Origin of the sequence: Frankia sp. AgPm24 (genome assembly GCF_023243055.1) — a bacterium.
GTDB lineage: Bacteria > Actinomycetota > Actinomycetes > Frankiales > Frankiaceae > Frankia > Frankia umida.
In genome coordinates, this window is record NZ_JALKFW010000004.1 from 118407 (window position 1) to 132309 (window position 13903).

General features: G+C 69.9%; 9 protein-coding genes. 3 read left to right on the plus strand and 6 right to left on the minus strand.

Features of this window, described 5'->3' with window-relative positions; all coding sequences use genetic code 11:
- Positions 1-9: 9 nt before the first annotated feature.
- The 5 genes from MXD61_RS02660 to MXD61_RS02680 all read right to left on the minus strand — a co-directional run bounded on the left by MXD61_RS02660 (position 10) and on the right by MXD61_RS02680 (position 6688).
- Positions 10-570, minus strand: coding sequence for a heat shock protein transcriptional repressor HspR (locus MXD61_RS02660; RefSeq protein ID WP_248811268.1), 561 nt, complete (start codon positions 568-570; stop codon positions 10-12).
- Entirely contained in the window at positions 567-1754 is a 1188-nt protein-coding gene (gene dnaJ / locus MXD61_RS02665; protein WP_248811269.1) for a molecular chaperone DnaJ, read from the minus strand. The genes MXD61_RS02660 and dnaJ overlap by 4 nt, the downstream gene beginning before the upstream one ends.
- A gap of 195 nt (positions 1755-1949) precedes the next feature.
- The gene (grpE, locus tag MXD61_RS02670; protein ID WP_248811270.1) at positions 1950-2711 is read right to left on the minus strand and encodes a nucleotide exchange factor GrpE; all 762 of its coding nucleotides are present in this window, start codon (positions 2709-2711) and stop codon (positions 1950-1952) included.
- Positions 2708-4546 (minus strand): molecular chaperone DnaK, encoded by a 1839-nt coding sequence (gene dnaK / locus MXD61_RS02675; RefSeq protein WP_163548772.1) that lies wholly within the window; start codon positions 4544-4546, stop codon positions 2708-2710. Before dnaK ends, grpE begins: the two co-directional genes overlap by 4 nt.
- An 858-nt stretch (positions 4547-5404) precedes the next feature.
- On the minus strand, positions 5405-6688 hold the full coding sequence (locus MXD61_RS02680; protein WP_248811271.1) for a nuclease-related domain-containing protein: 1284 nt from the start codon (positions 6686-6688) through the stop codon (positions 5405-5407).
- Positions 6689-7372: 684 nt separating this feature from the next.
- Between MXD61_RS02680 and MXD61_RS02685 the strand changes: the two genes are divergently transcribed.
- Complete coding sequence (locus MXD61_RS02685) at positions 7373-9595, plus strand: (Fe-S)-binding protein (RefSeq protein ID WP_248811272.1); 2223 nt, start codon at positions 7373-7375, stop codon at positions 9593-9595.
- A gap of 206 nt (positions 9596-9801) precedes the next feature.
- Here the strand turns inward: MXD61_RS02685 and dcd are convergent, their stop codons facing one another.
- On the minus strand, positions 9802-10389 hold the full coding sequence (gene dcd, locus MXD61_RS02690) for a dCTP deaminase (protein WP_248811385.1): 588 nt from the start codon (positions 10387-10389) through the stop codon (positions 9802-9804).
- Positions 10390-10626: 237 nt separating this feature from the next.
- Between dcd and MXD61_RS02695 the strand changes: the two genes are divergently transcribed.
- Positions 10627-11397, plus strand: coding sequence for an HAD family phosphatase (locus MXD61_RS02695; protein ID WP_248811386.1), 771 nt, complete (start codon positions 10627-10629; stop codon positions 11395-11397).
- Positions 11394-13811, plus strand: a complete 2418-nt coding sequence (locus tag MXD61_RS02700) for a glycoside hydrolase family 65 protein (protein ID WP_248811273.1) — start codon at positions 11394-11396, stop codon at positions 13809-13811. The genes MXD61_RS02695 and MXD61_RS02700 overlap by 4 nt, the downstream gene beginning before the upstream one ends.
- The last annotated feature ends 92 nt before the right edge of the window (positions 13812-13903 follow it).

The window sequence follows — 13903 nt, forward strand, 5'->3', positions numbered from 1 at the left end:
GGGACGTGGTCAGCGCCGCGGCAGCGGCCGCCATATCACCACCGCCCCACGCTCGATCGGGACGAGATCACGTCGATGACTCGCGTGCGCCTCGGCCACCCGGCGTTCCGCGTCCGCGCGGGCGTGGGCCAGTTCGTCGGCGAGCTGGCGAACCTGGGCCTGCAGCGCCATCACCTGGGCGCCCAGCCGCAGGATCTGCCGAATGCCCTCGAGGTTGACGCCTTCCTCCTGGGACAGCCGCTGCACCTCACGCAGCAGCGCGACATCCCGGGCCGAGTACCGTCGTCCGCGCCCGGGCGTGCGCCCCGGGGTGACGAGCCCGAGCCGGTCGTAGGACCGCAGCGTCTGCGGATGCATGCCGGCGAGCTGCGCGGCGATCGAGATCACGTAGACGGGTGCGTCCTCGTCATGCGCCAGCCCGGGCAGCGGACCGGTGGGGAAATAGCCCTCCGGTCGCCCCTCTGCCACCGGCAGCTGGGCCGGATTCGGTGTGGCGTGCGAGGTCGGTGCCGCCTTCGGCACGGACCTGGCGCCGGGCGGGTCGGATGTGCGATTGGGACGTGCGGTCATTCCCCAGCCTCCATCTGCTCCATCATCGCCGCCCGTGGATCCTCGGGGTGGGCCTGAGCGAACTCGAGCAGCGCGGTGCGGGCCCGGGCGGACAGCGACGACGGCTTGGGCACGACCACCTCAAGGGTGACGATCAGGTCGCCATGACCGCCACCGGAGGTGGGAACACCCCGGCCACGGGCCCGCAGCCGCCGTCCGCTGGAGGTGCCGGCGGGAACCTTCACGGTGAGCGGGGCGCCGTCCAGGGTCGGTACCCGCACCGACGCGCCCAGGGTGGCCTCGGTGATCGTGACCGGCAGCGTGACCATCAGGTTACTGCCCTCCCGGTCGAAGATCGGGTGCCGCAGCACGTGCACGGTGACCTCGAGGTCACCGCCCGGTCCGCCACGCTCGCCGGGCGTGCCACGCCCACGCACCCGCAGCCGCTGCCCGTCGCTGACCCCCGGTGGGATGCGGATGCGCTGCTCACGCTCCCGCCGACCGGTGCCCCGGCAGTCCGGGCAGGGATGGTCGATCATGGTGCCCTTGCCGAGGCAGTCACGGCAGGGCTCGGACAGCGCGAAACCGCCCTGGGCGCGGGAGACCACGCCGAGCCCGCGGCAGGTCGAACAGGTCCGCGGGGAGGTTCCCGGCCGGGCGCCGCTGCCCTCACAGGTGGTGCAGGTGGCGGCGCCGGGGAGCCGAACCGAGGCCTCGAGACCGGTCAGCGACTTCTCGAACGAGATCGTGAGCTCGGCCTCGATGTCCGTGCCACGGCGGGGACCGCGCCCCGGCGACGAGCGCTGGAACATGTCGAAGAAGCCACCGAGGCCACCACCGCCGTTACCGAGCAGATCCTCGAAGTTGAGGTTCGCTCCGCCACCCGGGGCACCGAAACCGCCGCCCGGGCCGAAGCCGCCACCGGGTCGGCCGCCGGCGCCGCCGAACGAGCCGGGCCGTCCGCCGGCCGCGAACAGCGCCCGAGCCTCGTCGTACTCGCGCCGACGTGTCTCGTCGGAAAGCACGTCATAGGCTTCGGACACCTCCTTGAACCGGGCCTCCGCCTTGGCGTCCCCCGGGTTCTTGTCGGGGTGCAGCTCGCGAGCCAGCTTGCGGTACGCCTTCTTGATGTCGGCCGCCGTGGCGTCCTTGGGAACGCCGAGAGCGGCGTAATAGTCCTTCTCGACCATGTCGCGAACACTCACGGCGCCCCTCCTTTCGTGGTCGTCTCACCCGGCCGGGCGCCCGCCCCGGCCGACCGTTGCCCGGGTCGGCGCCTGCCCGCCCGACCCGTAGCCCGGGTCGGGCGCTGCTCGGCCGGCCGCACCGTGCCCTGCCCTGCTCGCACGCCGCGGTGGTGGCCCGGGAACGCTCCCCGGGCCACCACCCACCCACCGGTCTCAGCCAGCGCTGACGGTGGGCCCGCCGTTGTCCGGGCCGGGAATCGTGCCGGTGTCGTCCGGTACCGGTGCGGCCCGTTCGGTGACCTCGTCGTTGGCTCGCGCCACCGGCTCGGCCGGTTCCCCGGAAGGTTCCGCGACGGCCACCTGGGCCGGACGCAGCACCCGACCCGCGTGAAGATAACCGGCGCGGAAGACATCGACGCAGGTGGGGCCGCTGACATCAGACCGGTAGGAGTGCATGAGCGCCTCATGCACGGCCGGGTCGAACTCGTCGCCCGCGACGCCGAACCGCTGGAGCCCGGCCGCTTCGAGCGCGGTTTCCAGCGCCTCCGCGATGGCCTTGAACGGGCCTTCGAGGTCGCCGTGGTCGCGGGCGCGGCCGATGTCGTCGAGGGTGGACAGCAGACTGGTGAGCACCTTGGCCGTGGCCTGCTCGCCGATCTGCTGCCGGTCCCGCTCGACCCGACGACGGTAGTTGTCGAACTCGGCCTTGAGCCGCTGAAGATCGGCCGTACGCTCGGACGCCTGGAGCCGCAGCGACTCGATCAGCTCGGCATCCGCCGGGTCGACCGCCGGGTGGGACCCGACACCCTCATCGCCAGGGCCGCCACCGGGACCGCCGCCGGTCACCGTGCCGCTCTCCGGCCGGACCTCGCCGCTGTCCGGGTCGATCCGCCGCCGATCGCGGACGACCACCCGAGGCTCGTCACCCTCGTCCGGGCCGGAGCCCCACCAGTCGCCGGACTGGCTGGAAGTCACTTCCCGCCCTCCTTGTCCTCGTCGACGATCTCCGCGTCCAGCACGTCGTCGTCCACCGGCCCACCGGCGGCGCCCGGGGTGCCGGCGCCGTCCTGAGCGGCCTGCTCGTACATGGCCTGGCCCATCGCCTGGCTGGCCGCGGCCAGCGCGTCGGCGGCGGTGCGGATGGCGGCCGAGTCGGTGCCCGCGACGGCGCCGCGCAGGGTGCCGAGCTTCTCCTCGACATCCGCCTTCAGCGTGGCGTCGAGCTTGTCGCCGTTCTCCGCGAGGAACCGCTCCGTGGAGTAGACCAGCGTCTCGGCCTTGTTACGGGTGTCGGCCTCCTCGCGACGCTGACGGTCCTCCTCGGCGAACTGCTCCGCGTCCCGGACCATCCGGTCGATGTCGTCCCGCGGCAGGGCGGAGCCGCCGGTGATCGTCATCGACTGTTCCTTGCCGGTGCCGAGGTCCTTGGCGGACACGTGCACGATGCCGTTGGCGTCGATGTCGAAGGTGACCTCGATCTGCGGCAGACCACGCGGGGCCGGCGGCAGACCGGTCAGCTCGAACATGCCGAGCTTCTTGTTGTAGGCGGCCATCTCGCGCTCGCCCTGGAAGACCTGGATCTGCACGGACGGCTGGCTGTCCTCCGCCGTGGTGAAGATCTCCGAACGCTTGGTGGGGATCGTGGTGTTGCGCTCGATGAGCTTGGTCATGATCCCCCCCTTCGTCTCGATCCCGAGGGACAGCGGGGTGACGTCGAGGAGCAGAACGTCCTTGACCTCGCCCTTGAGCACACCGGCCTGCAGCGAGGCGCCGACGGCGACGACCTCGTCCGGGTTGACGCCCTTGTTGGGCTCCTTGCCACCGGTCAGGTCACGAACCAGATCGACGACGGCGGGCATCCGGGTGGAACCACCGACGAGCACGACGTGGTCGATGTCGCTGACCTTGATCCCCGCGTCCTTGACCGCCTGCTGGAACGGGTGCCGGCAACGGTCGATCAGATCCGCGGTCAGCCGCTGGAACTCGGCGCGGCTCAGCGCCGTGTCCAGATGCAGCGGACCATCGGCCGACGCGGTGATGTACGGCAGGTTGATCGTCGTCTGGCTGGACTGCGAAAGCTCGATCTTGGCCTTCTCCGCGGCCTCACGCAGCCGCTGCAGCGCCATCTTGTCCTTGCCGAGGTCGACCCCGTGCTGACCGTTGAACGTCTTGATCAGGTGATCGGTGATCCGCTGGTCCCAGTCGTCACCACCGAGCTTCGTGTCACCGGAGGTCGACTTCACCTCGACCACACCGTCACCGATCTCCAGCAGCGACACGTCGAACGTGCCACCACCAAGGTCGAAGACCAGAATGGTCTGTTCCTTCTCGCCCTTGTCCAGCCCGTAGGCGAGCGCCGCGGCGGTCGGCTCGTTGACGATCCGCAGGACGTTCAGACCCGCGATCGTGCCAGCCTCGGTGGTCGCCTGACGCTGCGCGTCGTCGAAGTAGGCGGGGACGGTGATGACCGCGTCCGCCACCGGCTCGCCCAGGTAGGACTCGGCGTCACGCTTGAGCTTCTGCAGGATGAAGGCGCTGATCTCCTGCGGGGTCAGCTCCTTCGTGTCGACCTTCATCTTCCAGTCGGAGCCCATGTGGCGCTTCACCGACCGGATGGTGCGCTCGACGTTGGTGACCGCCTGACGCTTGGCGACCTCGCCGACCAGGACCTCGCCGTTCTTCGCGAAGGCCACGACCGACGGGGTCGTGCGGGAGCCCTCAGCGTTGGCGATCACCGTGGGTTCACCGCCCTCAAGCACGCTCACGACGGAGTTCGTGGTGCCGAGGTCGATGCCGACCGCTCGTGCCATGTCTGTGTGCCTCTCGATCCATGTCGGCGACGCCCACCGGTGCGCGCGAGCCGACCTCGTGGGGATGGGACCTCTCGAACGACCGCCCTCACCGAGGGTCACCCGGCGATACGGCGCTACTGATGTCGGGACTGACGTACAAAGCTACGTTAGGAGGTCTCGATAGATTGAGTGTACTCGACTCAGGATCGGGTGCCTAGTCTTCCTGCTGGAACTGAGCCCACTCAACTCAACTTTTCGGCTGCCGCTGGTGTTCCCCGGCTGTCCAGGTCCCTCGGCTCGGATGCGTCGCCGATCGCCTGGGGTAGCTTGATGCTGACGTCACGTGGTGATATCGCCCATCGGCGCCGATACCCCGTTCGCCGACAGTCTGACGCGACCATAGGCAACTAGTCGGACGCCTGTAGTCACGATCGGGCGGCACCCGGACGGCCACGCGGCTTGCCTCGCCTCATGCCGAGGGTTGTGAGGCCACATGCCGAGGGTTGTTCGGTGAGGCGGGGCCTCGATCTCCGAACAACCCTCGGCATCCTCGATGAGGGCGGCCTCCGCGGCGGCCATCGCGGTCGCGGATCGGCCAACAGCCACTCTCCGGCATCAAGAGAGCACCCTCCGAACGCAGAAAACCGAGCGCTGCGGGTAGGCCCGAAACCTGGACGGAGAGCTGGACGGAGAGCTGGACGGAGAGAAGGTGCCTGACGGACGCCAAGCGCCCGACCGGCTGGCCGGCGACTAACCCATGGCCGACCAGCGACCGGCCGAGTGACCGACCAGCGACCGGCCGAGTGGCCGACCAGCGACCGGCCGAGTGATGGCCGGCTGATGACTGGCCGGCCGAAGGCTGGTGACGATGGAAGGTCAGGCGTCCGTGGGGGGTGGCGGGTCGGCGGGGGGGTCGCCGCGGTGGCCGGAGGCGCCGGTGTGCTCGGCGGGGTCCCGCGGGGGGCGCACGGCGGCCAGGATGCGGCCACGTCGTGGGCGGGGGGCGTTCTGGTCGGGGGTGGCGGCCAGGCCGATCGAGGTGATCGGGCTGGGGCTGGGGTCGGCGGGGGAGTCGGGCGCACCGGCAGCGGGGTCGTCGTCGACGGCGGTGTCCGCACGGGCATCCGTGGACTGGCCCGGGACGGCCAGCGGGACGCCATCGCGGGAGTCGGCGCCGGGCACGAGCAGGCCGGTGGGGTCGTCGGCCGTGGGGCGGGGGGTGGGGTCGGCCTGGCGGCGCAGATCGTCCTCGAGCTGGGCCAGACGGTCCAGCAGGTCGCTGGCGTCGCCGTCCCGTTCGCGGATGGTGTGCAGGGTGTCCATCAGGGTCACCCACTGGTCGCGGTCGACGGTGACGTGCTGGGAGAGACGGTTGGCGCTGTACGCGGGGAAGAGACGCTCCGCGGCGCTGACGATCTGGCGGACCTCGCCGGGGTTGAGCCGGCCGGCCTTCTTGCGGATGAAGTTGGCGACGTCCTTGATGCTGATGATCGTGACGCCCTCGAGCGCGCCGTCACTCCACAGGACGTTCGCCTCGACCATGACCATGACGGGGCTGACCGGGATCTTGATCATGGGGAGGGCGCCACGGATCTGGCTGCGGACCTCGCCGCCGAGCCAGGCGATGCGGTCGATGACCGGCTTGAGCGACTCGCCGTCGCAGATCGCCCCGCCCTTGGTGTAACGCAGTGTGCCCTTGCTGTTGTCGCTGCCCAGCACCATCACGCCGCCGGGGCCGATGAGCAGGTGGCCGATGGTCGCGTCCGAGTACGGCACTGCCCGGTCATGGAGGATGAGGTATCCGTTACGTCGCAGACGGGCGATGGCCCGGGCCGTCCTGCGCTCCGCCTCGGCGCCTTCGCGCAGCAGCTCGATGTCGGGCGCGGTGCCGAAGGACGCGGCCACGATGCCGGCCGGCCAGGCCACGAGCACCAGGAAGAACACGGCGACCGCCACCGCCGGTTGCCCCAGCCCGAACCCGATGACCAGGGCCAGGATCAGCCCGACGACGGCGGCGCGGGCAGCCGTGCGTGGTAGCTGCCGGGCCAGCCGGTCCCGACGGACCAGGGCCTGGGTCTCTCGGGCTCGCTGGTACTCGGTCTGCAGGGAATGACCGGGACGGCCGACTCGGGTCATCGTCGGCCGGGTGATCGTTGCCATCGTGCCCACCATGGTTCGCAGGGATCGTCAACGTGGGTAGGGAGCTCGTCCGCGCGGTGCGCCGGACGCCGTCACGGCAGCGCTGGTGCGGACCCCCGTACAGCCTGATGATCCAGCACCTTGATGATTCAGGTGTCACGCATGGCCCGATCGCCCGGTGACCGTGGGCGAGAGGCCAGTCCTATGGTGCGTCGATCGTCCCTGTGACACAAGGACTGACATCATCGGCGGACGCACGTGTGGGCCGCGCGGGGCGCCCACGCGGCAGGCGAACGTGGCCTGGATGGGTCCGCCTCACCCACCGCGGCCCGAACCGGGTCCGACCAAGCGCGGGGCCTCGTTCTGTCAGACCGTGACGACAGGTAGTCGAAACGGGGGTGGACTGTTGCGTGCCGGTTGGGACTATGGCACCGAAAGTAGCAGGCCGGGTCGATCGGCGCGGGCGATCGGACCTTCCAGCCCCCTATGTCGGGCCGCTTGGACCACATCGTGGCAGGGTCGGGGGTGGACGGGAGTGCCACCCCCGGTGTTGCTGGGTCGGCTCAGGCCGGGATCACAACCCGGAGCAAAAGAAGCCACTCGGACCACGGTTCGGGGGGCGGGTGGCACAACTCACTCGCCACATATGTTACCGGCCAGTACGAGTAGGCTCGCCCGAAGTGGTGGGTCCAGATGGAGGATGCTGTGAGACTTGCGATCGGTGGAGCGATCACCCTGATCGCTCTCGCGGTTGCCGGGCGTCGGGTTTTCTGGCTGTTCCGGCTGATCCGGTCGGGCCAACCGGCACCGGGCCGCCTGGACGATCTACCCGGCCGCATCTGGACGGAGATCAGTGAGGTCGGCGGCCAGCGCAAGCTGCTGAAGTGGTCGGTGCCGGGTATCGCGCACCTGTTCACCTTCTGGGGCTTCACGATCCTGCTGCTGACTGTCATCGAGGCCTATGGCGGCCTGTTCGACGACGACTTCCACATCCCGCTGTTCGGGCACTGGGCGGCCATCGGCTTCCTGGAGGACTTCTTCGCCGTCGCCGTCCTGGGCGGCCTGATCGCCTTCACGATCATCCGGTGGAAGAACGCGCCGGCCCGCCTCGACCGCAAGTCGCGGTTCTACGGCTCGCACACCGGGCCGGCCTGGGTCATTCTCGGCCTGATCACGGCGGTCGTCGTGACCCTGCTGATCTGCCGTGGCGCCCAGTACAACACCGGTAACCTGCCGCAGGGCCAGACCAGGTGGGCCTTCGCCTCCTACGCCGTCAGCCGCGCCTTCTCCGGGCTGTCGCACGAGGTGAACGAGAACATCGAGACCGCGTTCCTGCTGCTCAACATCGCCGTCATCATGGGCTTCTCGGTCCTGGTGGTGTACTCGAAGCACCTGCACATCGGCCTGGCGCCGATCAACGTCGTGCTCAAGCGCCAGCCGGTCGCGCTCGGCCCGCTGGGCAGCACCCCCGACATCGAGAAGCTGATGGAGGAGGACGAGCCGATCGTCGGTGTCGGCAAGGTCGAGGACTTCTCCTGGAAGGCGATGCTCGACTTCTCCACCTGCACCGAGTGCGGCCGTTGCCAGAGCCAGTGCCCGGCCTGGAACACCGGCAAGCCGCTGTCGCCGAAGCTGCTCATCATGGACCTGCGCGACCATCTGTTCGCCAAGGCGCCGTACCTGCTGGCCACCAGGGGTGCCGGCGCGGGCGAGGGTGACGAGGCGCCGAAGGCGGTCACCGGGGTCGAGGAGGATGCCGGCCACGGCCACCACGGTGTGCCCGAGTCCGGCTTCGGCCGCGTCCCGCAGCCCGGCCAGCCCCAGGTCGACCGTCCGCTCGTCGGCACCGCCGAGGAGGGCGGGGTCATCGACCCCGACGTGCTGTGGTCCTGCACCAACTGCGGTGCCTGCGTCGAGCAGTGCCCGGTGGACATCGAGCACGTCGACCACATCGTCGACATGCGCCGCTACCAGGTGATGATCGAGTCGGCGTTCCCGTCCGAGGCCGGGGTGATGCTGCGCAACCTGGAGAACAACGGCAACCCGTGGGGGGTCTCGCCGCGCACCCGGACCGAGTGGACCGAGGGCCTGCCGTTCGAGGTCCGCGTCATCGGCGACGGCGAGCAGATTCCCGAGGATGTCGAGTACCTCTACTGGGTCGGCTGCGCCGGTGCGATCGAGGACCGGGCCAAGAAGGTCGCCCGCTCCTTCGCCGAACTGCTGCACATCGCCGGTGTCGAGTTCGCCGTTCTCGGCACCAACGAATCCTGCACCGGTGACCCGGCCCGCCGCCTCGGCAACGAGTACCTGTACCAGGAGATCGCCAAGGCGAACATCGAGCTGTTGAACTCCACGGGCGTCAAGAAGATCGTCGCGACCTGCCCGCACTGCTTCAACAGCCTTGCCCGGGAGTACTCCTCCCTCGGCGGCACCTACGAGGTCGTGCACCACACCCAGCTGCTCGGCAAACTGGTCGAGGAACGCAAGCTGGTGCCGATCACGCCGGTGGAGTCCTCGGTCACCTACCACGACCCGTGCTTCCTCGGTCGGCACAACAAGGTCTACACGCCGCCCCGGGAGATCCTCGAGGCCATTCCCGGTATCCGCGGCCAGGAGATGCACCGCTGCAAGGACCGCGGTTTCTGCTGCGGCGCCGGTGGCGCTCGGATGTGGATGGAAGAGAAGATCGGCAAGCGGGTCAACGTCGACCGGATGGAAGAGGCGCTCGGCCTCGACCCGGACGTCGTCTCGACCGCCTGCCCCTTCTGCATCGTGATGCTGACCGACGCCGTCACCGAGAAGAAGCTCGCCGGGGAGGCGAAGGAGAGCGTCGAGGTGCTCGACGTCTCCCAGCTGCTGGCACGCTCGCTGCAGCCGGCCGCACCGGCGGCTCCGGCCGAGCCCGCTCCCGCGGAGCCGGTCTCCTGACCGAGCCGCGCCGGCCCGTCTGACACCACGACCCGGCCCCCGAGTCCACCAGCCGCACCGGCTGGCCGCTCGGGGGCCGTCGTCGTTGCAGAGCCGTCGTCGTTGCAGAGCCGTCGTCGTTGCAGGGGGCTTCGTCGTTTCCGGGTGTTTCCAGGTGGGCCCGGTGTCTCGGCGTTTCTGGTGCTTCGGTGCTGCTGGTGGCCTGGTCAGGTGGAGTCGCGGACCGGCCAGCGGGTGAAGTCGCGGTGGGCGCGGGACGGGGTGGGGCCGCGCTGGCCCTGGTAGCGGGAGCCGTGGACGGCGGAGCCGTAGGAGTGCTCGGCGGGCGAGGACAGCCGGAACAGGCACAGCTGGCCGATCTTCATCCCTGGCCAGAGCTTGATCGGCAGGGTGGCGACGTTGGAGAGCTCCAGCGTGACATGCCCGGAGAAGCCGGGATCGATGAAGCCGGCGGTGGAGTGGGTCAGCAGACCGAGCCGGCCCAGGCTCGACTTGCCCTCGAGCCGGCCGGCGAGATCGTCCGGCAACGTGATGATCTCCAGCGTGGAACCGAGCACGAACTCGCCGGGGTGCAGCACGAACGGATCCTCGCCGTCCGGTTCGAGCAGATCGGTGAGGTCGTCCTGTTCCACCGACGGGTCGATGTGGGTGTAACGGTGGTTCGCGAAGACGCGGAACCACCGGTCCAGGCGCAGGTCCACACTGGACGGCTGGATCAGCGCGGGGTCATGGGGGTCGAGGCGAACCCGGCCCGCGGTGATCTCGGCCCGGATGTCCCGGTCGGACAGCAGCACGCGTATGAGCATGTCACGTCCGTCGGCCGGACGAAGCGGCCCGCCGTGGCGTTCGCCCGGCCAGCGGATGTGGTGACCGACTCGGGAGTGGCATCGGGGCGCCCGGCGTGTTGGTACGTAGCGTGACACGGGTAGGACTCGGACCGCCCGGACGGGATGTCTCCGGCCGGCGATCAGTCGGCGATATGCCGATGAACAGGCGACAGACGACGAATGCGGAAGACAGGCGGGAGAACCATGCTCGGGCTACCCGATCACGTCACGGCATGTCTGTTCGATCTCGATGGCGTGCTGACGAACACGGCCACCCTCCACGCGGCAGCGTGGAAGGAGATGTTCGACGAATTCTTGGAGAACTGGGCACATCGAAGTGGCGACCCGTTCGTCCCCTTCGACATCGGCAGCGACTACACCGCGCACGTCGACGGTCGGCCACGCGTCGACGGTGTCCGTGCGTTCCTCGCGTCCCGCAATATCGGGATTCCGGACGGGACGGTGGACGATCCGCCGTCCGCGCTCACCGTGCACGCGCTGGCCACCCGAAAGAACATCCTGGTGCAGCAGCGGATCACCGCCGACGGGGTGGACGTCTACCCGGGCTCGGTCGACTACCTGCGCGAACTCGCCGCCGCCGACGTGCCACGGGCGGTGGTGTCCTCGAGCGCGAACTGCGTCGAGGTGCTGCGGGTGACGGGCCTGGACGCCCTGGTGGCAGAGGTGGTCGACGGGGTGGTCGCGGCGAGGGAGGACCTCGCCGGCAAGCCGGCGCCGGACACCTTCCTCGCCGGGGCGCGCCGCCTGGGTGTACGCCCCGAGCAGGCGGCGGTGTTCGAGGACGCGTTGGCGGGGGTCGAGGCCGGCCGGGCCGGTCGGTTCGGCTACGTGGTGGGGGTCGACCGGGTCGGTGCCGGCCACGGCGAGGCCCTGCGCGCCCACGGCGCCGACATCGTCGTGCGCGACCTGGCGCAGCTGCGGGAGCCGGCCGGGTCCGGGCACGGCAAGGCATGATCGAAAAAGCCAGCTATGTGGTCGAGCCGTGGACGCTGCGGGAGTCGGGGCTGGACGTCGACGATCTCGGCCGGTCGGAGTCGCTGTTCGCGCTGTCGAACGGCCACATCGGCCTGCGCGGCAACCTGGACGAGGGCGATCCGCACGGACTGCCCGGCAGCTATCTGAACTCCGTACACGAACTACGGCCGTTGCCGTACGCCGAGGCCGGCTACGGCTATCCGGAGTCCGGGCAGACCGTCATCAACGTCACCAACGGCAAGCTGATCCGTCTGCTGGTCGACGACGAGCCGTTCGACGTCCGCTACGGGGAACTGCGCTCCCATCAGCGCCGGATCGACTTCCGGGAAGGGGTGCTGCACCGCGAGGTCGAATGGGTCTCCCCGGCAGGCCAGGCCGTCCGGGTACGTTCCGGTCGGCTGGTGTCGTTCTCCCAGCGTTCGATCGCCGCCTTCTACTACGAGGTCGAGGCGATCGGTGACGCGGCGCGGGTGGTCGTCCAGTCGGAGCTCGTCGCCAACGAGCAGCTGCCGGTGTTCAAGGGCGATCCGCGGGCGGCCGCGGCCCTGGAGTCACCGCTGGTGTCCGAACTGCACCGTGCGAGCGGCACCAAGGTCGAGACGCTGCACATCACCCGCAACAGCGAGATCCGGGTGGCCGCGGCGATGGACCATCATTTCGAGGGACCGGATTCGATCGGGGTCTATACGGAAAGCGAGCCCGATGCCGGCCGGGTGACCGCGACCGTCGTCCTGCAGCCAGGGCAGAAGCTGCGGATGGTCAAGTGGCTGGCCTACGGATGGTCGGAGCAGCGTTCGCTGCCGGCGCTGCGCGACCAGGCGTCCGCCGCGCTGATCGCCGCCCGCCAGACCGGCTGGTCCGGGCTGGTACAGGAGCAGAAGGAGTACCTGGACGCGTTCTGGGCCCGCGCCGATGTCGAGGTCGACGGGGACCCGGAGGTGCAGCAGGCGGTCCGGTTCGCGTTGTTCCACGTGCTCCAGGCCGGGGCGCGGGCCGAGCGGCGGGCGATTCCGGCCAAGGGACTGACCGGTCCCGGCTACGACGGGCACGCCTTCTGGGATTCCGAGTCGTATGTCCTGCCGGTGCTGACCTACACCGCGCCGGACGCCGCCCGGGACGCGCTGCGCTGGCGGCACACGACGCTGCCCCTGGCCCGGGAACGCGCCGAGCTGTTCAATCTGGCGGGCGCGGTGTTTCCCTGGCGGACCATCCACGGTGAGGAGTGTTCCGGATACTGGCCGGCGGGCACGGCCGCCTTCCACGTCAACGCGGATATCGCCGACGCTGTCGCCCGCTACGTCAACGTCACCGAGGACACCCGGTTCGAACGCGACGAGGGCCTGGAACTGCTCGTCGAGACGGCCCGGCTGTGGCGCTCACTGGGCCACCACGACCTGGACGGACGATTCCGCATCGACGGCGTCACCGGCCCGGACGAGTACTCGGCGATCGCCGACAACAACGTCTACACCAACCTGATGGCCAAACGGAACCTGCTGGCCGCCGCGGCCGCCGCCCGCCGCCATCCGGGCCGGGCCGCCGAACTCGGCGTGAACGCCGAGGTGGCGGCCTCCTGGCGGGACGCCGCCGAGGACATGTACATCCCCTACGACGCGAACCTGGGCGTCCATCCACAGTCGGAGGGTTTCACCGAGCACGAGGCCTGGGACTTCGAGAACACCAAGGCCGAGCAGTATCCGCTGCTGCTGCACTTCCCCTATTTCGACCTCTACCGCCGCCAGGTCGTCAAGCAGGCGGATCTGGTGCTCGCCATGCAGCGATGCGGCGACGCCTTCACACACGACGAGAAGATCCGCAACTTCGCCTACTACGAGGCGCTGACCGTCCGGGACTCGTCGTTGTCGGCGTGTTGCCAGGCCGTGCTCGCCGCCGAATGCGGCCATCTGTCCCTCGCGCACGACTATCTGCGCGAGGCCGCCCTGATGGACCTGCGCGACATCGAACACAACACCCGCGACGGCCTGCACATCGCCTCCCTGGCCGGTAGCTGGATCGCCCTGGTCGAGGGATTCGGTGGCCTGCGCGACTCCGGCGAGGTCATCGCGTTCGCACCACGGCTGCCCGAGGGCCTCACCCGGCTCAGGTTCGGTCTGGGGGTGCGAGGCCGGCTGCTGCGGGTCGAGGTGACCGCCGCGGAGGCCACGTACACGGTGTCCTCCGGGCCGGCGATGACGTTGCTGCACCATGGCCGGACGGTCCGCGTCCAGCCCGGCGAGCCGGAGAGCCTGGAGATCCCGCCGGCGCCGCTGCTCGAACGCCCGAAACAGCCCGCCGGCCGCGAGCCGCTGAGCTACCTGCGCCCACCGGGCTCCGGCGCCCAGTCGACCTCCTCCACCCCCGCGTCCCGCCCAGGCGGTGACGTCAACGGCTGAGCCACTGGACGGCGCGGCCACCGGACGCGCCGGTCACCGCACAGCCAGATCGTTGAAGGGCGCTGCACAGGACTGATCGGCGAGCGGATGCC